The organism is Agromyces laixinhei, assembly GCF_006337065.1.
GTDB classification, from domain to species: Bacteria; Actinomycetota; Actinomycetes; order Actinomycetales; family Microbacteriaceae; genus Agromyces; species Agromyces laixinhei.
The window spans coordinates 3,055,864-3,080,435 of sequence record NZ_CP040872.1; the positions used below are offsets into that span (position 1 = coordinate 3,055,864).

24 protein-coding genes and 1 pseudogene are annotated in these 24,572 nt (G+C 68.7%); 14 read left to right on the forward strand and 11 right to left on the reverse strand.

The features are described 5' to 3' along the window. Positions 1–17 precede the first annotated feature (17 nt). The 3 genes from FHG54_RS14525 to FHG54_RS14535 all read left to right on the forward strand — a co-directional run bounded on the left by FHG54_RS14525 (position 18) and on the right by FHG54_RS14535 (position 6,081). Positions 18–3,689 (forward strand): family 20 glycosylhydrolase, encoded by a 3,672-nt coding sequence (locus tag FHG54_RS14525; protein WP_139417902.1) that lies wholly within the window; start codon positions 18–20, stop codon positions 3,687–3,689. An 80-nt stretch (positions 3,690–3,769) separates the two neighbouring features. Then, entirely contained in the window at positions 3,770–4,345 is a 576-nt protein-coding gene (locus FHG54_RS14530) for a PadR family transcriptional regulator (protein ID WP_139417903.1), read from the forward strand. Positions 4,346–4,350: 5 nt separating this feature from the next. After that, positions 4,351–6,081 carry an ABC1 kinase family protein gene (locus FHG54_RS14535; protein WP_233437789.1) on the forward strand — a complete coding sequence of 577 codons (1,731 nt, stop codon included), beginning with the start codon at positions 4,351–4,353 and terminating at the stop codon, positions 6,079–6,081. A 25-nt stretch (positions 6,082–6,106) separates the two neighbouring features. Here the strand turns inward: FHG54_RS14535 and FHG54_RS14540 are convergent, their stop codons facing one another. Beyond that, positions 6,107–6,493, reverse strand: a complete 387-nt coding sequence (locus FHG54_RS14540; RefSeq protein ID WP_139417904.1) for an antibiotic biosynthesis monooxygenase family protein — start codon at positions 6,491–6,493, stop codon at positions 6,107–6,109. 29 nt (positions 6,494–6,522) lie between these two features. Here FHG54_RS14540 and FHG54_RS14545 point away from each other — a divergent pair, with 29 nt between their 5' ends. Next, complete coding sequence (locus FHG54_RS14545) at positions 6,523–7,242, forward strand: TetR/AcrR family transcriptional regulator (RefSeq protein WP_168197192.1); 720 nt, start codon at positions 6,523–6,525, stop codon at positions 7,240–7,242. Here FHG54_RS14545 and FHG54_RS14550 read toward each other — a convergent pair. The 3 genes from FHG54_RS14550 to FHG54_RS14560 form a co-directional block, all read right to left on the reverse strand. Next, positions 7,217–7,534, reverse strand: coding sequence for an ArsR/SmtB family transcription factor (locus FHG54_RS14550; protein ID WP_139417906.1), 318 nt, complete (start codon positions 7,532–7,534; stop codon positions 7,217–7,219). The two genes, FHG54_RS14545 and FHG54_RS14550, sit on opposite strands and share 26 nt — an antisense overlap. After that, positions 7,531–8,001, reverse strand: coding sequence for an SRPBCC family protein (locus FHG54_RS14555; protein WP_139418491.1), 471 nt, complete (start codon positions 7,999–8,001; stop codon positions 7,531–7,533). The genes FHG54_RS14550 and FHG54_RS14555 overlap by 4 nt, the downstream gene beginning before the upstream one ends. 133 nt (positions 8,002–8,134) lie before the next feature. Further along, positions 8,135–8,485: a metallopeptidase family protein gene (locus FHG54_RS14560; RefSeq protein WP_139417907.1), complete on the reverse strand. Its 351-nt coding sequence runs from the start codon at positions 8,483–8,485 to the stop codon at positions 8,135–8,137. Between the two features lie 127 nt (positions 8,486–8,612). Here FHG54_RS14560 and FHG54_RS14565 point away from each other — a divergent pair, with 127 nt between their 5' ends. Then, the gene (locus FHG54_RS14565) at positions 8,613–9,788 is read left to right on the forward strand and encodes a low temperature requirement protein A (protein ID WP_139417908.1); all 1,176 of its coding nucleotides are present in this window, start codon (positions 8,613–8,615) and stop codon (positions 9,786–9,788) included. Between the two features lie 88 nt (positions 9,789–9,876). Here FHG54_RS14565 and FHG54_RS14570 read toward each other — a convergent pair whose 3' ends face one another. The 4 genes from FHG54_RS14570 to FHG54_RS14585 all read right to left on the reverse strand — a co-directional run bounded on the left by FHG54_RS14570 (position 9,877) and on the right by FHG54_RS14585 (position 13,286). After that, positions 9,877–10,752, reverse strand: coding sequence for an RNA polymerase sigma-70 factor (locus FHG54_RS14570; RefSeq protein ID WP_139417909.1), 876 nt, complete (start codon positions 10,750–10,752; stop codon positions 9,877–9,879). Then, positions 10,749–11,366 (reverse strand): carboxymuconolactone decarboxylase family protein, encoded by a 618-nt coding sequence (locus tag FHG54_RS14575; RefSeq protein ID WP_139417910.1) that lies wholly within the window; start codon positions 11,364–11,366, stop codon positions 10,749–10,751. The genes FHG54_RS14570 and FHG54_RS14575 overlap by 4 nt, the downstream gene beginning before the upstream one ends. Positions 11,367–11,817: 451 nt before the next feature. Beyond that, on the reverse strand, positions 11,818–12,732 hold the full coding sequence (locus FHG54_RS14580) for an aminoglycoside phosphotransferase family protein (protein WP_139417911.1): 915 nt from the start codon (positions 12,730–12,732) through the stop codon (positions 11,818–11,820). A 2-nt stretch (positions 12,733–12,734) separates the two neighbouring features. Further along, complete coding sequence (locus FHG54_RS14585) at positions 12,735–13,286, reverse strand: DEAD/DEAH box helicase family protein (protein ID WP_139417912.1); 552 nt, start codon at positions 13,284–13,286, stop codon at positions 12,735–12,737. 455 nt (positions 13,287–13,741) lie between these two features. On the opposite strand from FHG54_RS14585, the pseudogene FHG54_RS14590 reads away from it, so the two are divergent. From FHG54_RS14590 to FHG54_RS14615, 6 genes and pseudogenes are all read left to right on the forward strand, one after another. Beyond that, a pseudogene (locus FHG54_RS14590) lies at positions 13,742–14,465 on the forward strand (ATP-binding cassette domain-containing protein); the annotation flags it as partial. A gap of 85 nt (positions 14,466–14,550) precedes the next feature. Further along, entirely contained in the window at positions 14,551–15,177 is a 627-nt protein-coding gene (locus FHG54_RS14595; protein WP_210415435.1) for a TetR/AcrR family transcriptional regulator, read from the forward strand. 3 nt (positions 15,178–15,180) lie between these two features. Further along, positions 15,181–16,464 (forward strand): glycosyltransferase, encoded by a 1,284-nt coding sequence (locus FHG54_RS14600; protein WP_139417913.1) that lies wholly within the window; start codon positions 15,181–15,183, stop codon positions 16,462–16,464. Positions 16,465–16,652: 188 nt separating this feature from the next. Beyond that, the gene (locus FHG54_RS14605; RefSeq protein WP_139417914.1) at positions 16,653–17,258 is read left to right on the forward strand and encodes a dihydrofolate reductase family protein; all 606 of its coding nucleotides are present in this window, start codon (positions 16,653–16,655) and stop codon (positions 17,256–17,258) included. A gap of 51 nt (positions 17,259–17,309) precedes the next feature. Next, a complete protein-coding gene (locus FHG54_RS14610; RefSeq protein ID WP_139417915.1) occupies positions 17,310–17,639 on the forward strand; it encodes a YciI family protein in 330 nt (109 codons plus the stop codon). Next, on the forward strand, positions 17,636–18,868 hold the full coding sequence (locus FHG54_RS14615; protein WP_139417916.1) for an RNA polymerase sigma factor: 1,233 nt from the start codon (positions 17,636–17,638) through the stop codon (positions 18,866–18,868). The genes FHG54_RS14610 and FHG54_RS14615 overlap by 4 nt, the downstream gene beginning before the upstream one ends. Positions 18,869–18,886: 18 nt before the next feature. Here the strand turns inward: FHG54_RS14615 and FHG54_RS14620 are convergent, their stop codons facing one another. After that, positions 18,887–19,201: an XRE family transcriptional regulator gene (locus FHG54_RS14620; protein WP_139417917.1), complete on the reverse strand. Its 315-nt coding sequence runs from the start codon at positions 19,199–19,201 to the stop codon at positions 18,887–18,889. A gap of 44 nt (positions 19,202–19,245) precedes the next feature. Next, a complete protein-coding gene (locus FHG54_RS16415; RefSeq protein ID WP_168197193.1) occupies positions 19,246–19,416 on the reverse strand; it encodes a hypothetical protein in 171 nt (56 codons plus the stop codon). Positions 19,417–19,702: 286 nt separating this feature from the next. Here FHG54_RS16415 and FHG54_RS14625 point away from each other — a divergent pair, with 286 nt between their 5' ends. The 3 genes from FHG54_RS14625 to FHG54_RS16975 all read left to right on the forward strand — a co-directional run bounded on the left by FHG54_RS14625 (position 19,703) and on the right by FHG54_RS16975 (position 22,856). Then, entirely contained in the window at positions 19,703–21,358 is a 1,656-nt protein-coding gene (locus tag FHG54_RS14625) for an ABC-F family ATP-binding cassette domain-containing protein (protein ID WP_139417918.1), read from the forward strand. Next, positions 21,355–22,653, forward strand: coding sequence for an MFS transporter (locus tag FHG54_RS14630; RefSeq protein ID WP_139417919.1), 1,299 nt, complete (start codon positions 21,355–21,357; stop codon positions 22,651–22,653). The genes FHG54_RS14625 and FHG54_RS14630 overlap by 4 nt, the downstream gene beginning before the upstream one ends. Before the next feature lie 74 nt (positions 22,654–22,727). Beyond that, positions 22,728–22,856, forward strand: coding sequence for a hypothetical protein (locus tag FHG54_RS16975; protein ID WP_267898503.1), 129 nt, complete (start codon positions 22,728–22,730; stop codon positions 22,854–22,856). Between the two features lie 31 nt (positions 22,857–22,887). Here FHG54_RS16975 and FHG54_RS14635 read toward each other — a convergent pair whose 3' ends face one another. Further along, positions 22,888–24,522, reverse strand: coding sequence for an MFS transporter (locus FHG54_RS14635; protein ID WP_139417920.1), 1,635 nt, complete (start codon positions 24,520–24,522; stop codon positions 22,888–22,890). Positions 24,523–24,572 lie beyond the last annotated feature (50 nt).

Here is a 24,572-nt window from a genome sequence, read left to right on the forward strand (position 1 = left end):
TCTCCGTGAACCGAACCATGACGCGCCCTATCGCCCTGATCGGTGCCGCTGCGACCGTCGTCGCCACGATGACGGCGTTCAGCCCGAGCGACGCGCCCGACCCGGCGGTGCAGCCGCAGACGATCCCGGCCGTGCAGGAGTATGCGCCGGGCGAGACCGCATGGCAGCCCGCGGAGTCGACCCGAGTCCTCGTGCGCACCGCCGACGCCGAAGCCCTGGCCGACGACGCGCAGACGCTCGCAGACGAGCTCGAGACCGAGACGGGCATCGAGTGGATCCAGGTCGTGACCACCGACGGGGAGCCGGCCGCCGGCGACATCGTGCTCGCGCTCGACGCGGTCGACGGCACCGCCACCGAGGAGGCGTACCGGCTCACCGCAGGTGAGAGCCTCGAGATCGTCGGCCCGAGCGACACCGGAGTCTTCTGGGGCACCCGCACCCTGCTGCAGTCGCTGCGCACCGACGGCGGCGTCGGCGGAGTCATCGTCGACGAGCCCGGGTACGCCCAGCGCGGCCTCATGGTCGACGTCGGGCGCAAGTACTTCACGCCCGAGTGGCTCGAGGAGCGCATCCGCGAGCTCTCGTGGCTCAAGATGAACACCCTCCACCTCCACCTGAGCGACAACGTGGGGTTCCGCGTCGAGCTCGACTCGCACCCCGACATCGTGGACGACCCGGCACTGACCAAGGCGGATGTCGCCCACCTGGTGGAGGTCGCCGAGCAATACCACATCACCCTCATCCCCGAGATCGACTCACCCGGGCACCTGGACGCAGCGCTCTCGACGCGGCCCGACCTCCAGCTCGTTCGCGCCGATGGAAGCGTTTACGCCGGGCACCTCGACTACTCCAAGCCCGAGGCGCGCCAGTTCACGAAGGACATCATCGGCGAGATCGCCGACATGTTCCCCGGCCCCTGGTTCCACATCGGCGGCGATGAATACTACGGCGCGCCCTGGCAGCCGCCCGCCGAGCACGTGACCGCCGCGAACTCGCCGCAACTGCTCGAGTACGCCCGGGCGGCCACCGGCTCCCCAGACGCCACGCTGCTCGACGGCTTCGACGCCTACATGAACGAACTCGTGAGCCTGCTCGCCGAGAAGGGCAAGCGCGCCAAGATGTGGAACGACCACATCGAGCCCGGCGACGGCGTCATCGACGTCGACCGGAGCGTTCAGGTGGACTCGTGGGTTCGTTGGCGGAACTGGCTGCCCGGTGTCGAAGACTTCATCAACGCCGGATACGACGTGGTCAACCGCAACGGCGACCACCTCTACTTCATCCTCACCGAGGGCGGCCGCAACGAGACCGGCAAGAAGTCTCCGTCGGGCCTCTACGAGCTGTGGACTCCGCGCACCGTCATGAGAACCCCCGGGCAAGACGCCGTGCTCGCCGAGAACCTGCCGCTCGGCGGGGCGATCATGTCCATCTGGGCGGACCAGCCCGATTCCATGACCGAGGAGGAGGTCGCCGCCGAGGCCGGCCTGTGGTTCCGTTCCTTCGCCCAGAACATCTGGGACTCCCCGAAGAGTGCGCCGACCTGGAACGAGTTCGCCCCGATGATCGAGGCGATCGGCACGGCGCCGGTGCCGAGCGACGCGCCGGAACCCACGGCCGACTTCCCGTGGACGGCGACCAGCCCTGCGGTGCTGCACGCCGCACCGCAGGCCGGTGACCCGTTCGCCATCACCGACACCACGAAGATCTTCGTGGACTCGCCGCAGACGGCGGACTCCGCCGCCCTGCTCGCCTCGGGGCTCGCGCGAGCCGCCGGGTTGAGCGCTCTGCCCGAGATCGTCGAGAGCGGCACACCCGCGGCAGGAGACGTCGTGCTCACCGTCGGCGACCCCGACCTCTCGGGGGTGGAGATCCCGGCGAAGGGGGCGGATGAGGCCTACCGCATCGACATCGACGGCGTGGTGCGCGTCGAAGGAGCCACCGCCGATGCCGTCGCGCGGGGCGTCACGACCCTGGCGAAGGCGACGCGCGCGCAGGCGGAACTCTCGCCCGTCACGGTCGTGGATGCCCCGGCCTACGCCGAGCGCTCGGTGATGCTCGACGTCGGCCGCAAGTACTACAGCCCCGATTGGGTGAAGGACTTCATCCGCGAGATGTCGTGGAACCAGCTCAACACGCTGCACCTGCACCTCAACGACAACGAGGGCTTCCGCGTCGTCGTGCCCAGCTACCCGAACACGGCGAGCCCCGACGCGTGGAGCGCCGACGAGCTCGCCGAGATCCTCGCCGTGGCCGAGGAGCATCACGTCGAGGTCATCCCCGAGATCGACGGACCCGGGCACATGGACTGGATCCTGCGCAACTACCCGCAGTTCCAGCTCCAGCTCAGCTCCGGGGCGAAGGTGACCAAGGCGCTCGACTACTCCAATCCCGAGGCCGCCGAGTTCCTGCGCACCATCATCAGCGACACGATGGCGATGTTCCCCGACAGCGATCGCTTCCACATCGGCGGAGACGAGTACTTCCTCACTCCCATCACGAGCCGAAACACCCCGCAGCTCCTCGCCTACGCGCGGCAGGTCGCAGGCTCTTCGCAGGCGACGGTGCACGATGGCGCGACGCACTTCATCAACGAGCTCGGCGCCTTCGTCGCGAGCCAGGGCAAGCAACCGCGAGTGTGGAACGACGGCGTCGACCTTCCCAATGCGCTCGTGCCGCTCGACACGAGCATCGAGGTGGAGATCTGGAGCGTGTGGGGCCACAACTGGCGCGAGATGAACGCCCAGGACTTCATCGACCAGGGCTACACCGTGGTCAATGCCCACGGCGACTACTACTTCATCATCCGTGAGAACTGGGACAACCTCACGCACGACAAGCACTCACCGCGCGGGATCTACGACAACTGGCAGCCGAACGGCTTCATGAACGACGCCGGCGGTTCGACGAGCGTCATTCCCGCCGAGAACGAGCAGCAGCTCGGCGCCGGCATCCACGTGTGGGCCGACGACCCCGACTACTGGACCCCCGAGGAGGTCTGGGACCAGCTCGTGCCGTGGCTGCTGCCGCTCGGCCAGCGCACATGGGACTCCCCCGAAGCACCGGCGACCTTCGCGGAGCTCAGCGAGACCGCCTTCGCGCTCGCCCACCCGACGAGTGCGCCGATGGCCCCGGCCGAGCTCTCGCTCGTCGCCTCCGCAGGCGGCGCGTCGGCGCAGTGGCAGCCGCCTGTGAGCGCCGGCGGCGATCCGGTGACGGGCTACACGGTGGTGTGGACCGTCGACGGACAGGCGCAACCCGGCGTCGAACTCGCAGCCGGCGACACCTCCGCCCGGCTGGACGGTCTTGCCGAGGGTGCGAGCGTCAGCGTGGAGGTCTTCGCGACCAACGCCCTCGGCACCAGCGTCAGGCCGGCGACCGCCGGCCCGACCACCGTGCCCGGTGGGACAGTCGCCGTCGAGGTGACGGCGGAGACCCGGTGCATCGCCTCGAAGGCGTACATCACGGTCAGGGCCACGAACGGTGAAAGCGTGCCGATCTCGCTCACGATGCAGTCGGAGTTCGGCGAGAAGTCGTTCGCGAGCATCGCAGCCGGCAAGCATGCGACACACGCCTTCGCATCGCGGGCGCCGAGCGTGCCGGCCGGCGACGTCACCGTCACGGCGACGCTCGACGGCACGGCCGCCTCCTCCACCGGCACCGTCGAATACGAGGCACGCAGCTGCGGATAGTCATCGACAACGAGGGCCGAACGATATATCGTTGACATATCGTTGAGACGCGGGCGAGCGCCCGGTTCAGGGAGGTCATCATGAGCGGTTCGTACATGGGCAACGGCTTCACCGGCCATTCCGGCGGGTGGGGGCACGGGCAGGGCCACCCGGGGCCGAATCTCTGGGAGGCGATAGATCAGCTTCGCGGCATGTTCGAGCAGAAGGTCGCCCCGCGGATGGGCCGGGGCGACGTGCGCGCGGCGGTGCTCGCGCTGCTCGCCGAGCGGCCGATGCACGGCTACCAGATCATCGGCGAGATCGCCGAGCGCAGCGGCGGGGCATGGAAGCCGAGCGCGGGCTCGGTCTACCCGACACTGCAGTTGCTCGCCGATGAGGGGCTCATCAGCGCCGAGGAGTCGAACGGCCGCAAGACCTACTCGCTGACCGAAGCGGGCCAGGCCGAGGCCGAGGCATCCGCTGATCGCCCGGCGCCCTGGCAGACCTCGGGCGCACGCGACTCCGGGCCGATGGGGGCGCTGCCGAAGGCCGGCATCGAACTCGCGCAGGCGGCGGCGCAGCTCGGGCGCACGGGCACTCCCGAGCAGATCGCTCAGGCCGTCGAAGTGATCGACGACGCGCGTCGTCGTCTCTACTCGATCCTCGCTCAGAGCTGACCTCCGTGCCCTCGGCACGTCGGAGCCCACGAGACTCGACGCCCGATGTCGGCAACACGCGGGCGCGCTACCGACGCATCCTGCGGTTCGCCGCACGACACATCGTGCAGACCTGGTGGTTCGAGCTGGTGCTGCCCCGCCTGGGCATGGCGAAGGTTGCGGCGCGCAGCAGAGAGGCGCGGTTGACTCGCATCGCCGAGCGCTTCCACGTGCTCGCGGTCGACCTCGGCGGTCTCATGATCAAGGTCGGCCAGTACCTGTCGTCTCGGCTCGACGTGCTGCCGCCCGAGATCACGCGCGAGCTCGCCGGGCTCCAGGACGAAGTACCGCCCGTGCCGTTCGACCGGGTCCGGCGCCTCGCCGAGGCCGAGCTGGGTGTTGAGCTCGAGCGCGCGTACACCTGGTTCGACGAGACACCCCTGGCGGCGGCATCCCTCGGTCAGGCGCACCGCGCGCGGCTCTCCGCGATCGATGCCGCCGACACCGGGCTCGAGGAGGCCGTCGTCAAGGTGCAGCGACCGGGCATCGAGACGATCGTCGATGTCGACCTGGCGGCGCTGCGCCGCGTCGCCGGTTGGCTCAGCCGCGTGCGTTTCGTCTCGAGCCATGTCGATCTCCCCTCGCTCGTCGAGGAGTTCGCGGCCACGAGCCTGCAGGAGATCGACTACCTGCAGGAGGCGCGCAACGCCGAGCGGTTCGCCGAGAGCTTCGCCGGCGACCCGCGAGTCGCCGCGCCCGAAGTCGTCTGGGAGCGCACGACGCGCCGCGTGCTGACGCTCGCCGACGTGACGGCGATCAAGATCAACGACCGCGATGCCCTGGTGGCAGCGGGCATCGACCCGAAGGCGGTCGCGAAGCAGTTCGCGGCCGTCATGTTCGACCAGCTCTTCCGCGACGGCTTCTTCCACGCCGACCCGCACCCCGGCAACATCTTCGTCACGCCGGTCGAGCAAGTGACGGATGCCGCAGAGCCGGCGTATCGACTGACCTTCATCGACTTCGGCATGATGGGCGAGGTGCCCGACGGGCTGCGCCGCGGCCTGCAGCAGCTGATGCTCGCGGTCGCCGCGCGTGACGGCACACGTCTGGTCGAGGCCATCCGCGGGGTCGGCATCCTGCTGCCGTCGGCCGAGACGGCGGAGCTCGAGCGAGCGATGGCCGAGCTGTTCGCGCGCTTCGGGGGCATGGGCCTCGCCGAACTCCAGAAGGTCGACCAGCACGAGCTGCGCAGCTTCGCGATCGAGTTCGGCGAGGTCATGCGGGCCCTGCCGTTCCAGCTGCCCGAGAACTTCCTGCTCATCATCCGCGCGATGTCGTTGACGTCGGGCATGTGCAGTTCGCTCGACCCCGACTTCAACATGTGGGACGCCGTCGAGCCCTACGCCGCACAGCTCCTGCGCGACGAGCGCGGCAACATCGTGCAGGCGCTGGGGCACGAGGCACTGTCATTCGCGGGCACGCTCGCGCGGCTGCCGAAGCGCCTCGATGCGCTCGCCGACCGCGTGGAGGAGGGGCGCCTCGTCGCGAACTCGCCGCGGATCGAGCAGCGGATGGCGCGGCTCGAGCGCACGGCAGGGCGGATCGTCTCGGCGGTGGTGTTCGCGGGCCTGTTCATCGGCGGCATCCTGCTTCGCCGTGACGAGCCGGTGTGGGGCGGCGTGCTGATCGCGGTCTCGGCGATCCCGCTGCTGCACGCCCTGCTCGCCGGGGTGTTCCGGCGACGCGGGCCGCGGTGATCAGACAGCGGATGCCGCGACTTCGCTACGCAGGCACGGCGGCATCGGCATCGACATCTGCCAGAACTTCGACGACGACGAACTCCGCCACTCGCTCGACCCCCGCCTCAGCCTGGGCCGGCCGGCGCGAAGGAGCCGAAACCGTCACGAATCGCTCGGCGCTCGGGCGATCGTCGAAGACGAGATAGCTGTAGTACGAGCCGCTGTCGACCGCCCGCGCGAACCGGGCGCTGATGAAGCCCGGCAACGTGCGGATGAACGGGATCACATTCGACGTCAGCCCTTCGATGGCGTCTTCGCGTGAGCCCGGAACGTCCCATTTTCCGATCACTGCAAACATGTCGCTCAACTCCTGCTGGAGCCCTCTCGGCACAGCCGAACGAAGGCTGTCTTTTTCACTAGTGACATTCACTAGTGAATGCATACAGTATGCTCGCCTCCATGAGCAGAGTCAAGGATGCCGACGCCGAGCGCACTCCGCCGACCCGGCGGGAGCGGGCCAAGGCCACCCGGGCCGCCATCATCAGCGCCGCGACGACCGAGTTCGCCGCGAACGGCTACCAGGGCACGACGATGTCGATGATCGCCGCACGCGCCGGGGTCGCGGTGCAGACCGTGCACTTCGTCTTCCACACGAAGGGAGAGCTGCTCACCGCGGCGGTGAGCGTCGCCGTGCTCGGCGACGAAGCACCCATCCCGCCCGAGCGAACGGAGTGGTTCCGCGCACTCCTCGAGGAGCCCGATCCATACGCCGTGCTGGCCGGCTTCGTTCGACACGGAGGCGCGATCCTCGTCAGGGCGAGCGCCATGAACGAGGTGGCGCGGTCTGCAGCCCCGGCCGACCCCGACGCCGCGGCCGCCTTCGAGCAACTCGAGCGACTCCGTGCAGAGGGGTACCGAACGGTCGTCGAGCACGTCGCGACCAAGGGCGCCTTTCGAGGCGCACTGGACGTCGATTCGGCCACCGACGTGCTCGTCACGCTGTTGAGTCCGAGAACCTACCTGTCGCTGACGGTCGATCGAGGATGGTCGGCCGACCGCGCGCTGGAGTGGCTCGCCGACACCGTGCCGCTCGCCATTCTGCAGCCGCGAACCGCCGCGAACGGCGTCGAACCCCAGGTCGAGCACGCGCGGGCTACAGCCCCTCGGCGATCTCCTTGATCGCGACGAGACGGCGCTGCCACTCGGCACCGATCGCATCCAGTCGATGCGCGGTGGCACTCAGCTGCGAGCCGAGCACGCGGTACCGCACCTCACGGCCGACCCGCACCGGTTCGACGAGGCCGGCCTCCTCCAGCACAGCGAGGTGCTTGGCGATCGCCTGACGGGTGACGGGCAGGCGCCCGGCGAGGGCCGACGCGGATGCGTCGCCCTCGCCGAGGGCCGCGAGGATGCTCCACCGGGTCTCGTCGCCGAGTGCGGCGAACACCGGGACCAGCGTTCCGGTGGTCACGCGTCACCTTCGAGCAGGGCGACGAGCTTGTCGAGCTCGACGACCCAGCCCTCGGCGTGGCTCGCCATATTGGCGGCCGGATCGGAGGTGCGGTCGAATCCGGTCTCCACGACGGTGAGTTCGGTGCCACCGGGCACCGCCTCGAGGGTGAAGGTGAAGACCGTCGAGCGATCGTCGAGCGTGTCGACGCGGCGCCCGAGTGCGTCGTCGTTGCTCCACCGGTACGACACCAGGCGCGGGGCATCCGCCGCCTCGACCCGCAACGGCACGGAGCCGTACTCGGGGAATGTGATGGTGCCCTGTGCGCCGGCGCCTGTCCCGTCGAGTACGGTGCGCCCGAACCAATCGGAGATGTGCTCGGGCTCGGTGACGGCTGCCCACACCTTCTCGACGGGCGCGGCGATGCGGATGGTTCGCCGCACGGTGAACGTGCCCTCGTCGATGACGGATGCCGCGTTGTCAGTCATGGTCACGATGATCTTCCTTTCGATGGATTCCTGCAGCGAACTCCATTGCTGCAATTCAATGGTTGCACATTCTGGGTCGTACTGCAACCTTGAAGTTGCAAGTCACGTGCCCGCGGCGGGACATCCACCCGCTCTACGCCCAGCCGAGCTCTCGGAGCCGCGCGTCGTCGAGCCCGAAGTAGTGACCGATCTCGTGCACGAGCGTGATGTGTACCCGCGAACGCAGCGAGTCGAGATCGGAGCTGTGCTCCTGCAGGTTGTTCTTGTAGAGCGTGATGCGGTCGGGTAGCTCCCCGAAACCGTAGACGCCGCGCGTGGTCAGCGGATGCCCGCGGTACAGCCCGAACAGCCGTGGCCGCTCCCCCATCGGCTGATTCTCGACGACGATTCCGACGTTCTCGAGCCCGCGCACCATGTCGTCGGGGAGCGCATCGAACTCGTCGGCCACCATTCGCTCGAAGTCGTCGTCGGAGATCTCGACCATGCCTCCATTGTGCTCGCACCCGACGAAACGCGACGCGAGCGCCGCAACGGCGTAGCGTGTGCGGCGAAGAGGCGAACGAGGAGGTTGCCGATGGCCGGGGTTGAGGGCGCCTGATGCGGGCCGACCGATGAGCGCCGAAGCATCCGAGCAGATCGCGGTCACCGACCGTGATCCGTCACGTGCCCACTGGATGGAACTGTTCTTCGACCTCATCTTCGTGGCGCTCGTCGGCCAACTCGCCCACCCGCTGCACGACCACCCATCGGTCGCCGGCCTGCTGCTGTTCACCGCCCTGTTCGCCTCGGTGTGGTGGTCGTGGGTCAATCTGACCTTCACGGTGAACATCATGCCGTCGCTCAGCCGGCGGCAGCTGGCACTCGTGATGCTCGCCGCGATGTTCGCGGTCGGTGCCATCGCGGTCGCCGCCCCCGAGGCGACCGGCGAGCGTGCGTGGCTCTTCGCCGCGGGCAACGCGGCGCTGCGGCTCGTGCTGCTCGGCCTCTGGATCGCACAGTCGTGGCGCGTCGGCGCAGCGTCGCGAACGCGCCTGCTCATCTACAACGGCGCAACGGCTGTGCTCTGGTTCGTGTCGATCTGGCTGCCGAGTCCGTGGATGTTCGCACTCTGGGGCCTCAGCATCGTCGTCGAGGTGACGCTGCTCGTCACCTCGAGCAGCAACTGGGCCGCCCGGGTGCTGCCGCGCATGAACACCGAGCATCTCTCGGAGCGGTTCGGGCTGCTCGTGGTCATCGTGCTCGGCGAGTCCGTGCTCTCGAGCGTCGCCGCGCTCAACGAGAGCTGGGGCCTTGCCTCGGGAATCGTTGCGATACTCGGCCTCGGCGTGATCTCGCTGCTCGCGTGGTCGTTCTTCATGTACGGCACCGATGCGATGCGCGTCGGTCTCGAAGACCTGCGCGCGGCCGGTGACTACCGGGCGATCCGCGACACGGTCGCCTTCCTGCCGTTCCTCATCGTCGCGGGCGTGACGGCGATCTCGGGCGCGCTCGACAGTGCGATCCAGCACCCGGATGAGGTGCTGCCCGGGGCATCCGCCATCGCCCTCTGCGCGGGCATCGCCGTCTTCTACGCGACGAACGCGGTCATCTCGCTCCGCTTCGGGCGGCAGCTTCGCGCGGTGCTCGGTTGGGCGATTCCCGCGCTGCTGCTGACGATCGCGCTTGGAATCGCGGCTGCGGTGGTCGACGCAGCGCTCGCGATCGCCGCTGCGGTGATCGTGCTCGCCGTCATCGTCGCGACATCCGAGATCACGAACCGGCGCAAGCTGCGGGGTGACGCCGTGTGAGCGACGCGCCACTCGGCGTTCGCGGCGAGCTCGAGTTCGGCTGGGTTCTCGGCGGCCGAGCCGTTCAGGACGTCTGGGTGGTGCCGTGCTACCGCACCAGCTGCGCCGCCACGTCGAGCCGACCGAGCTTCTGCGGGTTGGCGACCGAGAAGATGCGGGTGATGCGCCCGCCCTCGATCTCGAACGAGATCGTGCCGGCGAGCTCGCCGCCGATCTCGCCGCGAACCGCAGGATGCCCGTTCACCCAGGTCGGCTTTCCCTCGAACGGCAACCCGAGCTTCGCGAGCCCGCCGATCAGGTAGCGGGCGATCTTGTCGGCTCCGTGGATCGGCCGGGGCGCGGCACCGCGCACGAGTCCGCCGCCGTCGGCGACGGAGACCACGTCGGGTGCGAGCACGTCCATCAGCCCTTGCAGGTCACCCGAATTGGCCGCGGCGAGGAACTTCGCGACGACGGCCTCCTGCTCGGCGCGATCGACCGCGACACGCGGGCGGCGGGCGGTGACGTGCTCCTTCGCGCGGTGGGCGATCTGCCGCACGGCCGCCGGCGACTTGTCGACGGCTTCGGAGATCTCGTCGTACGGCACGTCGAACACCTCGCGCAGCACGAACACCGCGCGTTCGGTCGGACCCAGCGTCTCGAGCACCGTCAGCATCGCGATCGACACGCTCTCGGCGAGCTCGACGTCGTCGGCGACATCCGGACTCGTGAGCAGCGGCTCGGGCAGCCACTCCCCCACGTACGACTCGCGCCGACGCGCCGACGTGCGCAGGTGGTTGAGCGACTGCCGAGTCACGATCCGCACGAGGTACGCGCGGGGATCGCGCACCTCGCTGCGGTCGACCTGATTCCATCTCAACCAGGAATCCTGCAGCACGTCTTCCGCGTCGGCCGCGGAGCCGAGCATCTCGTAGGCGACCGTGAAGAGCAGGCCGCGATGGGTGACAAACAGATCGTCGGTCATGTCGCCGACCCTACGACATCGGCCTGAACGCCGTCCGTCTCCGACGAGCGGGCGGCGAGCGGCGGCAGCTCGCACGAGTCGGCATAGCCCTCGGAATGGATGCCGAGCGCGACGTTCATGCGCGAACTCATGTTCATGAACGCGACCTTGGCGGTGAGCTCGATGAGCGCGGCTGGGCCGAGTTCGTCGAGCAGCGTGGCCGACAACTCGTCAGTGACGGCTGGCGGGGTCTGGCTCATCGCCTCGGCGTATTCCATGACGTGGCGCTCGAGGGGCGTGAACACGGATGCCTCGCGCCAGTTCGGCACGTGCCTGGCCTTCTCCTCGTCGAGGCCCTCGTTGTGCGACTTGTAGTAGTTGAAGTCGAGGCACCAACTGCAGCCGATGGTCGCCGCTGTTGCCATGACGGCGTACGACGCGAGGTTGCGGTCGAGTTCGTGCAGCGACTCGATCTTGCGGCCGATGCCCATCGACGCCCGCATGAGGGCGGGGTGGTGTGCGAGCACGCCCATCGAGTCGGGCACCCTGCCGAGCATCCGGCGGGCTCCGACCTTCACGACGGTGCCGAAGAGTCCGGTGAGCTCGGTCGGCGGAATTCGGGTATCGGTGGTCATCGTGTCCTCCTTCGATCGTCGACGGCCGGATTCGGTTTCCGAACGGCCTGTCGACATGAAGACACCGGATGTCGCGGGGTTGTGACATCGCTGCAGGATACGTTCGATGATTCCCCTGGCGCGATCGCTCAGCGAGTCTCCGGGGTAGAACGCTTCGAAGAGCCTGAGCGAACCGCACTGCTCCCAGACAATGTTGCCAACCCGAGGAGAGATTTCCGATCCCAGGCTGGGCGGAGCGTTCCGACCGATTCCTCAAGCGTTCATGGGTGTTCGGTGTCGGGCCTTATGCGCTCGCCCCCGAACCCGAGAAGGTGCCAGCCGCGTTCGCCCGTCGTCGTGTACTCATCGACGTGGACACGCTGGAGAGCCGATGAATGGGTTCGATCCCGTGACTGCCTCTCGCGGCGCGGCTGACGCCGCAGTGCGTCGCGTCGCGGCATCCGTTCACCGTTCACCGTTCACCGAAGGCGAGGATCGCACTGAGCCGCGCCCGGCACTCGGCGACGAACTCGGGGTAGGTGTTCCAGTAGTACGGGATGCCGCTGATCGCGACGGCGATCGCCCACGCGCGGGCACGCAGCCAGGTCGGCTCGTCGAGGTCGAGCGCGTCCCAGTAGGCGAGGCACGCCGGAAGCGGGTAGTCCCAGATGGCAGCGTGTTCGGCGTCGGGGGCGCCGACCGAGAGGGCGCCGAAGTCGATGACCGCATGCAGGCGTCCGGAGTGTGCGAGCAGGTTAACCGGGCGCAGATCGCCGTGCAGCCACACCTGCGCCGCCGAAGAATCGGGCAGCGCGAGCGCGTCGCGCCACCAGCGTTCGAGCCGGTCGACGTCGAGGTCGGCATCGACCAGTGGGCGGGCATCATCGAAGTTGGGCCCCATCCACTGCTCGGTTTCCCGGAGGCTGCCGCCGCGATACCAGCTGAGTTCGTCGGCCCGTTCGGCTCCCATGAGGTCGGTGCGGTGCAGCGCGCTGACGAACCCGGCGAGCTCGGCGCCGAACCGCGCCCAGTCGCTCACCGTGTCGGGTGCCGGCGGTGCGCCCTCGATCCAGCGATACACCGACCACTCCAGCGGATACTCATCGTGCGGTGACCCGGTGTGCACCGGCTCGGGCACCCGCAACGACAGCGACGGGGCAAGGCGTGGCAACCACGAGCGCTCCTTGCGCAGCGAGGCGACACCGCCCGGCGTGCGCGGCAGCCGTACCAACAGGGCGTCGCCGAGGCGGAACAGCACATTGTCGGTGCCGCCACCGACCGGGGCCAGCCGGAGATCTTCCCACTCGGGGCGCTCTCGGTGGATGAGCGACGCCACGACGTCGCCATCGATGGGAAGTTCGTCGTCATGCAGGGCATTGCGGGCCATGATCAGCTCCCGTCCACGAGGGCGCGCTCGAGTGCCGCGAGGCGCGCCGCACGGTCGCCGCTGACCTCGATGACGCGAGTGCGCTCGCCCACGAGATCGGGATCGTCGACGAGTTCGAGCAGCTCCTCATCCATCGCCGCGCGAAGCTCGAGGTCGTCGTCGTCGGCGACCCGAAGGGCATCGCGATGATGCAGTGGCAGCACCACGAGCAGATCGACGTGCCGCATCGCCTCCGCGGTCGGGCCGAAGCCGCGCTCGAACAGCGTGGCCGACCGGCCGCCCCGGCGCAACGACTCGAGCGCCGCCAGGTACGCGAGGAAGTCGATCGGCCCTCGCTCGGCGATGACCGGGCGGTCTGCGGCATCCGTCGCCGTCAACCGGCGAGTACTCGACACGAGTTGCTCGAAGAACGTCGACGCGTCGGGTTCGTCGAGCGAGGCGTCGACGAGCTCGAACGGGTCGCCCCACCGCTCGAACTCGGGGTGCGCAGCGACGAAGTCGTCGATGAGGGTGGTCTTGCCGCTCGCGTGCGTGCCCGAGACGACGATGCGCATGCAGCAAATCTACGGCCACGACGAACGACCCGTGCTGCCTCAAGCTCGGGATGTCCGCGCACGTCGTGCCGATCGTTGCGGCCGAACAGTACACAGAATCGATCGTCTGATGCATTTGTACTTCCTGTGACGGCTGAGTCAGGCCCTCCGCGCTCGTTGAGTCGATCCGAGCTCGCGGCGGCCGCTCGTTCTCGATCCTGTACGGATCGTCGTCACTTGCGCACGTTCCCGCTCTGTCAGGTGCCGTGCGTCGTATCGAAGGAATTCGAATGCTCAACCGAACCAGGCATCATCCGGCGCGCCATCGCGCACAGCTCATCGCTTCAGACATCTCCGTGATGCGCGGGGCAACGCCCGTGCTGAGTCACGTCGACCTCACCATCACTCCGGCGTCACGCAGCGCGATCGTGGGAGAGAACGGCGCGGCAAGTCCACCCTGCTGCACGTACTCGACGGAGACCATCGTCGACCTCGACCCGTCGCCGGACGGTCGAGTGCGCGTTCACGGCGGCGGCTACGCCGGCTACCGCGAGGGACGGCGGGCCGAGCGCGAACGCTGGGAGCAGGAATACGACCGCCAACAAGCCGAGCACGCCCGACTGCACGACCGCCTCAGTTCCGCCCAGAACCGGCTCGTGTCGGGATGGCGACCGGAGAAGGGCACGAACAAGCACGGGCGGGCGACCCGCGCGGGCGGACTCGTGCAGAGTGTGCACCGACGTCAGGAACAGCTCGAAGCCCACGCGGTGACGATGCCGGAGCCCCCGCAGCAGTTCCACTTTCCCGAGCTGTCGACGCAAGTCGACCCTGCTGGACGTCATCGCCGGCGAGCTGCAACCAGACACCGGCTCCGTTCGGATGCCGCAGAACGTACGTCTGGGCTACCTGCGGCAAGAGAACGACCTGCCGCTGCAGCGGCGCGCGAGTGAGGTCTACGCGACCCACGTCGATGCGCTTCACGCAGCAGGGAGGATGCATGCGTCGGAAGCGATCGGGCTCTCGCAACTCGGCCTCCTGCGCGCTCGTGAGTCGAGCAAGCGGATCGGTGAGCTGTCGATGGGACAGCAACGACGCCTCGACCTCGCGCTGGTGCTGGCGGCAAGACCCCACGTGCTGCTGCTCGACGAACCCACCATCCACCTCTCGATCGCCCTCGTCGACGAACTCACCGAAGCGCTCGCAGGCGGCGGTCGTGCTCGATTCATTTGAACGAGCGTCAAGAATTCACTTGACTGAAACTCAAACCAAGAGGATGATGCGTGACATGGGCTCTCCCGCTCGCGAGTACGACATGACGGCACGCGCCGCCGCGACCGCGCGCACGCGCGAGCGACTCCTCCTGGCCGCGCGCGAGCGATTCGCCGACCGCCACTACGACGACGTCACGCTCGCTGAGGTCGCGGGGGCGGCCGGGGTCACGGTGCAGACCCTGCTGAACCACTTCGGTTCGAAAGAGGGCATGCTCGCTGCGGCGGCCGAGGCCTTCGCCGGCGTGGTCGCCGACCTGCGCGGCCCGGTCGAGCCGGGCGATCTCGACGGCGCCGTCGATGCACTGATGCGTCACTACGAGGTGCTCGGCGACGCGAACTGGCGGCTCGTCGCCGACGCCGAGCGTCAGACCGTGCTGGGCAGCCTGCTCGACGGCGCTCGAGCCGCCCACCGCGCGTGGATCGAGGCGGTCTTCGCGCCCCACCTCACCGCTGCCGACCGCGGAGGCGACCACCTCACCGCTGCCGGCCGCGGAGGCGACCGCGAAGAGACGGTCGCCGCGCTCTACGCCGTCACCGACGTCGGCACGTGGAAACTCCTGCGGCGCGACCTTGGCCGCTCGCCCGAGGTGACGCGCGCCGTGCTTCGCCGGCTCATCGCCGGTCAACTCGAGAGGGGTTGAACCATGAGGTACCTGCTCGCGGTCTGGGACGGCGGCGGTGCGACCCCGCCGAACCTCGGCATCGCACGCCTGCTCGTCGATCACGGTCATGAGGTCGTCGTCTACGGTGACCCGACGCTCGCCGCCGACATCGCCGCGACGGGCGCGATCCACCGCACCTGGCCGACCGCACCGCAGCGCCGATCGACCTCACTCGACGACGACGTGCTCAAGGACTGGGAGTGCCGCACGCAGATCGGCGCGGGCATGCGCCTGCGCGATCGGCTCATCTCCGGGCCGGCAGCGTCCCGATTCGCCGCCGACGTCGTCGCCGCGCTCGACGACGAGCCGTTCGACGCGGTGCTCGCCGACGGCATCCTGTTTGGCGCACTTGTCGGCGCCGAGGCACGCGGCATCCCCACCGTGGCCATGATCGGGAGCGTCTACGTGGCGCCGTCTCGCGTGCGCCCGCCGGCGGGACGCCTCGCCCCGGCCCGCGGGCCGCGGGGTCGAGCGCGCGATCGCGCCGGATTCGTGCTGGCCAACCTCATGTGGGACCGCGGCGGCGGCGGCCTGCGAAGCCTGAACCGCGTTCGCGCCGAGTTCGGGCTCGACCCGCTCCGCCATCTCTGGGAGCAGTGGGAGCGCGCCGAACGCGTGCTCCTGCTCACCGGATCGGCGTTCGACGACCCGCCGGCCGAAGCCCCGAACGTGCGCTACGTGGGTCCGGTGCTCGAGGACATCCCGACCGAGGGCGTGCTCGAGCTACCGCCGGGCGATGACCCGCTCGTGGTCGTCGGACTGTCGAGCTCGTACATGCAGCAGTCCGCGCTGCTCGGCCGCATCGCGCGGGCCCTCTCGACCCTTCCGGTGCGCGGCGTCATCACGACCGGGCCCGCGATCGACCCGGCCGAGATCGACAGCGCCCCCAACGTCGCCGTGGTGCGCGCCGCCGCCCACAACGAGCTCTTCGCCAAGGCAGACCTCGTCATCACCCACGCGGGTCACGGCACACTGATCAAGGCGATCGCGGCCGGCCTGCCCTCGCTCTGCATCCCGCTCGGTCGCGATCAGACCGACAACGCCGCGCGCGCGGCACGACACGGCGTGGCCATGGTGATCTCACAACGGTCGGATGCCGCGACCATCGCCGAGGCCGTGAATCGGATGCTGCACGAACCTTCGTACCGAGCTGCGGCGGAAGCGCTCGGTGAACAGATCCGCGCCGAGATCGCGACCGGGGCCGCCCTGACGGAGCTCGAGGCCGCGGCCGCGGCGAGGCATCCGCTGGGCCCACGCAGGGCGTAGCGCAACCCTGCCTCCCGTGGCGACGTCGCAGCTCCGGCCCTCGGCTCACCGCTCGTGCAACCCGCCTCCGGCAGGGGCGGCTGACGGCGCGAGAACATTCTTCGCTCGTTCTGTCGGTTCGCGTCGACGCCGTTCGTAGCAATGGTGAGAGGATGCCCGCGAGGGGCGCCCCGGAAGGGAACACGATCATGAAGCTGATCACCAACACCCAGATCACCGTCGACGGCGTGATGCAGGCGAACGGCGGGAACAACCCGGAGTTCGACCCAGGGTTCGAGCGCGGCGGGTGGGCGCTGCCGCTCGGCGATGAGGAGTCTGAATCCTACATCGGCGACTACTACCAGCGCGCCGACGCGTTCCTGTTCGGGCGGCGCACATACGACCTCTTCGCCGGATACTGGGGCGAGGAGCGCCGAGCCGACGTCGACGACCCGTTCGTGAGCTCGCTGAACTCGCGGCCGAAGTTCGTCGCATCGAACACGATCCGAGACCCGCGATGGGCCGACACGACGGTGCTCTCGGGAGATCTCGAGGTGGCCATCCGAGACCTGAAAGCCCGGCCTGGCGGCGAACTGCAGGTGCACGGCAGCGGACAACTGATCCGCTGGCTGCTCGAACGCGAGCTCGTCGACGAGATGACGCTGATCGTCTTCCCGGTGATCGTCGGCGCAGGCACCCGGCTGTTCCCCGAGACAGGCGGGGATTTCGCCCTCGAACTGCTGGAATCACGCACGTTCCAGACGGGCATCCTGGCGCAGACCTATCGTCCGGCCGGGCGCCCGGAGTATGCGTGACGGGCAGCATCCGTAGCAGTATGGCCGTGAGCCACATCCGGGAGGTGTGAGATGCAATACCTGGTCTCGGTGATCGACGAACGGACCAACTCCGGCACGCCCGACGAGATGCGGGCGATCGGCGACTTCAACGACCGCCTGCGCGCGGGCGGCCACTGGGTGTTCGCGGCCGGCCTCGCAGCGCCGAGCACGGCGACAGTCATCGACGGCCGGGGCGAGCAGCCCGTGTTCACCGACGGGCCCTTCATCGAGTCGAAGGAGCACATGGCCGGGTTCTGGATCATCGACGCCCCCGACCTCGACGTGGCACTCGAACTCATGGCCGAGGGGTCGCGGGCCTGCAATCGCCGGGTCGAGGTGCGACCGATCCTGGTCGTGTGAGCCCGATCGACGCGCGCGACGCGATCACCCGTGCCCACCATGAGGAGTGGGCCCGGGTGGTCGCCTCACTCGCGAAACGATTCGGCGACCTCGATATCGCCGAGGATGCGGCATCCGAAGCCTTCGTGATCGCGGTCGAACGGTGGCCGGCCGACGGTGTGCCGCCCAACCCGGGCGCGTGGCTCACCACGACCGCGAATCGCAAGGCGATCGACCGGATCCGGCGTGAGCACAAACGCGACGACAAGCATCGGGAGGCGTTGATGCTGCGCGACGACGACCCGCCCGAGCCGCTCGGCGCGATCGACGACGATCGGCTGCGGTTGATCTTCATCTGCTGCCACCCGGCCCTTGCGTTGGAGGCGCGGGTGGCGTTGACGCTGCGTATGGTCGGTGGCCTGACCGTGACCGAGATCGCCCGCGGCTTCCTCGTGCCGGAGAGCACCATGGCGCAGCGCATCACCCGCGCGAAGGGCAAGGTCGCGGCGGCCCGCATCCCCTACCGGGTGCCGTCGGCGCACGACCTGCCGGAGCGGGTCGCCGGGGTGCTCGCCGTGCTGTTCCTCATCTTCAACGAGGGCTACCTCGCAACCGGCGCCGACACCGACCCGGTGCGCGCCGACCTGACCGCCGAGGCGATCCGGCTGACGCGCCTGATCCGCACGTTGCTCCCCGACGACGGCGAGGTCGCCGGTCTGCTGGCGCTGATGCTGCTCACCGAGGCCCGCCGCCCCGCCCGCGTTTCACCTGGCGGCGAGCTCGTTCCCCTCGGCGAGCAGGACCGCCGCGCCTGGGATCATGCACTGATCGAAGAGGGGCACGTGCTGGTGCGCGAACGCCTCGATTCCGGGGTGGCACCCGGTCGCTTCCAACTGCTCGCTGCGATCAACGCTGTGCACACCGACGCGCGCGACGCCCGCGACACCGACTGGTCGCAGGTCGTCGCCCTGTACGACCAACTGGAGCGCCTCGACCCCTCGCCGATCGTCGCGCTCAACCGCGCGATCGCCGTCGCCGAACTCGCAGGCCCGGATGCCGGGTTGACGATCATCGATCGTCTCGCTGATGCACTGAACGGGTATCACGCCCTCCACGCCACGCGCGCCGAACTGCTGCGCAGGCTCGACCGCCGCACCGAGTCACGAGCTGCCTACGATCGTGCCATCGCTCTCGCGGGCAACACCGCCGAGACGGCCTACCTGGCTCGCCGCCGCGACGAACTCGGTTGATGCGGCGAGCCGGCCGGCCTACATGCTGTCGTCGGCGACCGGGCCGCCCTCGCCTTCCCAGGTCTCAAGGCGGCGAACCTTCGCATCGGTGAACTTGCGACGTACCCCGTAGCCACCGACCGAATCCTCGTCGATGAAGACCACGCCGTAGGACTCGAGCACCGCCAGCAGTCTCTCCTGCTCGTCGAGGCTGAGCGCCTCGCCGCCCTTCTCGAACCGGCGTACTCGTTGCTTCTCGATATCCGCGTCAGCAGCGATGACCTTCGCGGAGACCTGGGTGAGGGCGCGCGCGGCACGGGCGAGATCCGGTGTGAGATGCGACGTCATTGCCATGACACTCATTCTGCCGCGAGTCGCGAATCTCTGCATCTGAGCTCCTACTGCGCCGAACACTCGGGCGCTGTACCCCGGAGATCCTGCACGAGCTGCGGGGTGCGCCACTGCCCGATCGTCGTCAGCCAGCGGCCGACGGGATATGACAATCGCACCACGAAGTAGTTGACGTACTCGATCACGCCGAAGGCCCCGACGGCCAGCGGCAACAGCATCGCACCGACGGTACCGGGCCACCACAGGACGACGCCGACGAGGCCGATCGTCGCGCGACGTCTCGGTCGAGCACAGCGAAATCTGATCCGCTTGCCAACCGGACGGGCGGCATGTACTATCGCCGGATGCATTTGTACTTCCTGTGACGGCCGAGTCAGGCCCTCCGCGCTCGTTGAGTCGATCCGAGCTTGCGGCGGCCGCTCGTTCTCGATCCTGTACGGATCGTCGTCACTTGCGCACGTTCCTGCTCTGTCAGGTGCCGTGCGTCGTATCGAAGGAATTCGAATGCTCAACCGAACCAGGCATCATCCGGCGCGCCATCGCGCACAGCTCATCGCTTCAGACATCTCCGTGATGCGCGGGGCAACGCCCGTGCTGAGTCGCGTCGACCTCACCATCACCCCGGCGTCACGCATCGCGATCGTGGGAGAGAACGGGCGCGGCAAGTCCACCCTGCTGCACGTACTCGACGGAACCCTCGTTCCCGACGCCGGCTCCGTACAACGCATCGGGACACTCGGCGTCGCTGCACAGGAGATGCCCGCAGGCGATGACCGCACCGTCGGCCAGGCCGTGGCCGAAGCCATCGCTGCACCACTCGCCGCGCTGGCATCACTCGACTCCGCTGCGCTCGCTCTCTCGGATGGCGCGGCAGACGCTGCGGAGCGTTACGCCGATGCGTTGGAGGAAGCCGAGATACTCGACGCCTGGGATGCCGAGCGCCGCGTGCAGGTCGCGCTCGAAGCCCTCGACGCCGAGACCGACCCCGACCACCTGCTCGGCGAGCTCTCGGTGGGGCAGCGGTATCGCGTGCGTCTGGCGTGCCTGCTGGGTGCCGAAGACGACTTCCTGCTGCTCGACGAGCCCACCAACCACCTGGATCGCAGCGGTCTCGACTTCTTGAGCACGCAGCTCCGGTCGCGCAACGGCGGTGTGGTCGTCGCCACGCACGATCGTGCGTTGCTCACGGATGTTGCGGAGACCATCGTCGACCTCGACCCGTCGCCGGACGGTCGAGTGCGCGTGTACGGCGGCGGCTACGCCGGCTACCGCGAGGGACGGCGGGCCGAGCGCGAACGCTGGGAGCAGGAATACGACCGCCAACAAGCCGAGCACGCCCGACTGCACGACCGCCTCAGTTCCGCCCAGAACCGGCTCGTGTCGGGATGGCGACCGGAGAAGGGCACGAACAAGCACGGGCGGGCGACCCGCGCGGGCGGACTCGTGCAGAGTGTGCACCGACGTCAGGAACAGCTCGAAGCCCACGCGGTGACGATGCCGGAGCCCCCGCAGCAGTTCCACTTTCCCGAGCTGTCGACGAGAACCGGCGCGCTGCTGCTGAGTGCCGATGACATCAGCGTGGCGGAGCGCTTGGCGGGCCCGATCTCGTTCTCGCTCTCGCACCGTGGTCGCCTGGTCGTGACCGGTCCGAACGGGGCCGGCAAGTCGACCCTGCTGGACGTCATCGCCGGCGAGCTGCAACCAGACACCGGCTCCGTTCGGATGCCGCAGAACGTACGTCTGGGCTACCTGCGGCAAGAGAACGACCTGCCGCTGCAGCGGCGCGCGAGTGAGGTCTACGCGACCCACGTCGATGCGCTCCACGCAGCAGGGAGGATGCATGCGTCGGAAGCGATCGGGCTCTCGCAACTCGGCCTCCTGCGCGCTCGTGAGTCGAGCAAGCGGATCGGTGAGTTGTCGATGGGACAGCAACGACGCCTCGACCTCGCGCTGGTGCTGGCGACAAGACCCCACGTGCTGCTGCTCGACGAACCCACCAATCACCTCTCGATCGCCCTCGTCGACGAACTGACCGAAGCGCTCGGCGCGACGCAAGCTGCGGTCGTGCTCTCCACCCACGATCGGCAGCTCCTCCGCGACATCGACGGTTGGCCATCACTGCACGTGAGTGCTCTGGCGAGAAGGGAGGCTCTGGCATGAGCCGGAAGAATCCCGACCTGCTGCGCGCGCTCAGGCCGCTGGGCGACCGCGACTACCGGCTGCTGTTCGCCGCGGTCGGCATCGAGGTGTTCGGCACCGGCATGTGGACGATCGTCATGGTGTTCCAAGTGCTCGCGCTCGACGACAGCCCACTGGCACTCTCGGCAGTCGCAACGGGCCTCAGCCTTGGCCTGTTGGCGTTCTCGATCCTCGGCGGGGTCGCCGCTGACCGCTTCTCGAAACGACGCATCATCATCACGGTGCAGGGGCTCACCGCTGCGGTCATGAGCACGGTGGCGGTGCTGTCCCTCAGCGGGTCGATAGAGCTGTGGCACGTCGGAGTCGCGTCGTTCGCGATGGGGGCCGGAAGCGCGTTCTTCTATCCCGCATACAGCGCCTACCTGCCGCACGTGCTCCCGCCGGAACAGCTCCTCGCGGCGAACGGCCTCGAAGGGGCGCTGCGACCCTCGATGGGGCAAGGCCTCGGACCGGCGCTCGGCGGGATCATCGTCGGTGCGTTCTTCCCAGCCATCGGGGCGGTCGTCGTCGCGGCATCGTATGCGATCGCGTTCGTCATCGTGCTCCTTCTCAGCCGGCGTGACGAGGTGACCGAGTCGACGTCGACCGAGGAGCGAACCAGCGTGTGGGGTGACCTCCGCGCGGGCGTTCGCTACGTGGCCGGCACACGCTGGTTGCTCTGGACGCTGATCTTCGGATCGTCGCTCGCGCTCATCATCCAAGGGCCGATCGAAGTGCTCTTGCCCTTCCTGACCCGAGGCCGATTCGAGGACGCGGAGGCCACTTTCGGCATGCTCCTGGCCGCGTTCGGAATCGGTGGTGCAGTCGGTTCGCTCGTGGTGTCATCCCTGAAGCTGCCGCGCCGCTACCTGACATTCATGATCGTCTGCTGGGGCGGAGGCACGCTCCCGCTCGTGCTGATCGGCCTCGCGGACCACCTCATGCTGATGCTCGCCGCCCTGTTCGCCGTCGGAGCCGCGACCGGCGCCGGCGTCGTCATCTGGGGGACGCTGTTGCAGCGGCTCGTGCCGCTCGACATGATCGGCCGCGTCGCAAGCCTCGACTTCTTCGTCTCGATCGCCTTCATGCCGGTCTCGATCGCGATCGCCGGTCCCCTGTCACTCCTCCTCCCGGTGGAGACCATCTTCATCATCGCCGGGCTCATACCGCCGATACTCGCCCTGGTTGCCCTCGCCGCGGGCCGGATGCAAAGCACGGAGCTGCAGCGCCCTCTGGACACCGAAGAGACCGAACGCTCGCCGCAGGCGAGCGCATGAGTGCTCGAGATCCGAGGTTTGATCTCCGTCTCAAGCGGGAGGCGCGCGCTCGAGTCGGCGCGTAGTCTCCAACGATGGACACCGTGTCAATGATCATGGGAGCGTCGATCGCTTCGGTCGCATGGATCGCTATCGTGCCCTGGTCGAAGCTCAAGCGGCTCAAGGAACTCGACGAGCGTGCGAACGACTCCGTGAACGAGTAGCCTGCTCCGGCTGTCGTGCCGGCGCCGGAGCTCACGATTTCGCGCGCGCCGACGCCCGCAGCCTGAGCGCGGCGACGAGCCCGAGGGCGAGGAAGACCGATGCGACGAGAAGCGCCCATCGCGTGCCATCCGCGAAGCCGGCGGCAAGGGCGTCGACCGCGGTCGAGGTGTCGTCGCCGAGAGGGCTGGAGGTTCCCTCCGCGCGCAATTGGGTGATCGTGGTTCCGGCAGATTGCCGGGTGCTCTCGGCGAGCGAGCCGGCAGCCTCCCCGGTGATTCCCGCCTGGCTCAGCGCCGAGGGGAGAGTGATCGCGAGGGAGATCGAGAGGGCGGCTCCGGCGAAGGCGGTGCCGAGGGCGGAGCCGACCTGGCGAACGGTGCTCTGGGTTGCAGCGCCCTGACCGGATGTCGCGGCGGGCACGTCGCGAAGCACCGTGCCGGTGAGCTGTGCCGACGCGAGGCCGAGGCCGAGACCGTAGACGATCAGCGGAATCGCCACGAGCCATCCCGGTGTCGTGCCCTGGATGAGCACTGCCAGCACGACGACGCCCACCAGTTCGAGCGCCAGCCCGATGAGCACCGTGCCCGCGGAACCGAACCGCTCGGCAAGGTGGCGGGCGGAAGCGCCGGAGAGGAAGGCCCCGATCGCCATCGCCGCGAGCACGAGGCCGGCCCCCATCACGTCGAGGCCCAGGGCGTTGACGAGGTACAGCGGGAAGACGAAGATGATGGCGAACTCGCCGACTGCGACGGTCGCTGCGGTGATGTTGCCCCACGAGAAGGTCGGCAACCGGAAGAGCCCGAGGTCCAGCAGTGCGGAACGATGGACCCGCTCCCGATGCCGTTCCCAGACGACGAAGAGCACGAGGGTGACCGCCGCGATCGCCAGTGCGATCGGGACGATGGAGATGGGCGCGGTCGCCGGCCAGACCCAACCGAAGATCTCCAGGTCGGCTTTCGGCGTCCACCAGCCGAGTTCGGGCCCCTCGATGATGGCGAAGACCAGCGTGCCGAATCCGATGCCGCTGAGCAGGGCGCCGTCGACATCGGCGCCGGGGCGCGTGTTCTCCCCGCGGGTCTCGGGAACGGTGAGGATCGTGCCGAGGAACACGAGGGCGCTCAACGGGATGTTGACGAGGAAGATCCAATGCCACGACGCCCATTGCGTCAGTGCGCCGCCTGCGAGCGGGCCGACCGCGGCCGCTCCGGAGATCACGGCTCCCCAGACCCCGAATGCGGCGGCACGGTACTTGCCGCGGAAGACGGCGTTGACCGTCGAGAGGGTCGACGGCATGATCATCGCCGCGCCCACCGCCTGCACCGCTCGGGCGGCGATCAGCGGGCCGGCGCTGTCTGCGGCGGCGGCGAAGATGCTTCCCGCGACGAAGACGACGAGGCCCGCGATGAACAGCGCTCGCCGGCCCCAGCGATCGGCGAGCTTTCCCGTCGACAACAGCAGTGCGGCCAGTACCACCGCGTAGAGGCTGTTCACCCATTGCGCATCGGTGAGATCGAGGCCGAGGTCGCTGATGATCTCGGGCATCGCTACGCCGACGATCGTGCCATCGAGCACGATCATGCCGAGGCCGGTCGACACGACGGCGAGCGCCAGCCAGTCGCGCCTGGTCGGCGCTTGAACGGTACCGGCTGCCCGCTGTGAACCCATCGAGTCCCCCGCCCTTCGTGAACACCAACCTGCCCTGATCACGAGGCGTT

What these genes read in the sequence shown, in the direction of transcription:
- FHG54_RS14525 (WP_139417902.1), top strand. Translation starts at nt 18, where the DNA reads ATGACGCGCCCTATCGCCCTGATCGGTGCCGCTGCGACCGTCGTCGCC.
- FHG54_RS14530 (WP_139417903.1), top strand. Translation starts at nt 3,770, where the DNA reads ATGAGCGGTTCGTACATGGGCAACGGCTTCACCGGCCATTCCGGCGGG.
- FHG54_RS14545 (WP_168197192.1), top strand. Translation starts at nt 6,523, where the DNA reads ATGAGCAGAGTCAAGGATGCCGACGCCGAGCGCACTCCGCCGACCCGG.
- FHG54_RS14555 (WP_139418491.1), bottom strand. Translation starts at nt 8,001, where the DNA reads ATGACTGACAACGCGGCATCCGTCATCGACGAGGGCACGTTCACCGTG.
- FHG54_RS14560 (WP_139417907.1), bottom strand. Translation starts at nt 8,485, where the DNA reads ATGGTCGAGATCTCCGACGACGACTTCGAGCGAATGGTGGCCGACGAG.
- FHG54_RS14565 (WP_139417908.1), top strand. Translation starts at nt 8,613, where the DNA reads ATGAGCGCCGAAGCATCCGAGCAGATCGCGGTCACCGACCGTGATCCG.
- FHG54_RS14570 (WP_139417909.1), bottom strand. Translation starts at nt 10,752, where the DNA reads ATGACCGACGATCTGTTTGTCACCCATCGCGGCCTGCTCTTCACGGTC.
- FHG54_RS14575 (WP_139417910.1), bottom strand. Translation starts at nt 11,366, where the DNA reads ATGACCACCGATACCCGAATTCCGCCGACCGAGCTCACCGGACTCTTC.
- FHG54_RS14580 (WP_139417911.1), bottom strand. Translation starts at nt 12,732, where the DNA reads ATGGCCCGCAATGCCCTGCATGACGACGAACTTCCCATCGATGGCGAC.
- FHG54_RS14585 (WP_139417912.1), bottom strand. Translation starts at nt 13,286, where the DNA reads ATGCGCATCGTCGTCTCGGGCACGCACGCGAGCGGCAAGACCACCCTC.
- FHG54_RS14595 (WP_210415435.1), top strand. Translation starts at nt 14,551, where the DNA reads ATGGGCTCTCCCGCTCGCGAGTACGACATGACGGCACGCGCCGCCGCG.
- FHG54_RS14600 (WP_139417913.1), top strand. Translation starts at nt 15,181, where the DNA reads ATGAGGTACCTGCTCGCGGTCTGGGACGGCGGCGGTGCGACCCCGCCG.
- FHG54_RS14605 (WP_139417914.1), top strand. Translation starts at nt 16,653, where the DNA reads ATGAAGCTGATCACCAACACCCAGATCACCGTCGACGGCGTGATGCAG.
- FHG54_RS14610 (WP_139417915.1), top strand. Translation starts at nt 17,310, where the DNA reads ATGCAATACCTGGTCTCGGTGATCGACGAACGGACCAACTCCGGCACG.
- FHG54_RS14620 (WP_139417917.1), bottom strand. Translation starts at nt 19,201, where the DNA reads ATGGCAATGACGTCGCATCTCACACCGGATCTCGCCCGTGCCGCGCGC.
- FHG54_RS16415 (WP_168197193.1), bottom strand. Translation starts at nt 19,416, where the DNA reads ATGCTGTTGCCGCTGGCCGTCGGGGCCTTCGGCGTGATCGAGTACGTC.
- FHG54_RS14625 (WP_139417918.1), top strand. Translation starts at nt 19,703, where the DNA reads ATGCTCAACCGAACCAGGCATCATCCGGCGCGCCATCGCGCACAGCTC.
- FHG54_RS14630 (WP_139417919.1), top strand. Translation starts at nt 21,355, where the DNA reads ATGAGCCGGAAGAATCCCGACCTGCTGCGCGCGCTCAGGCCGCTGGGC.
- FHG54_RS16975 (WP_267898503.1), top strand. Translation starts at nt 22,728, where the DNA reads ATGGACACCGTGTCAATGATCATGGGAGCGTCGATCGCTTCGGTCGCA.
- FHG54_RS14635 (WP_139417920.1), bottom strand. Translation starts at nt 24,522, where the DNA reads ATGGGTTCACAGCGGGCAGCCGGTACCGTTCAAGCGCCGACCAGGCGC.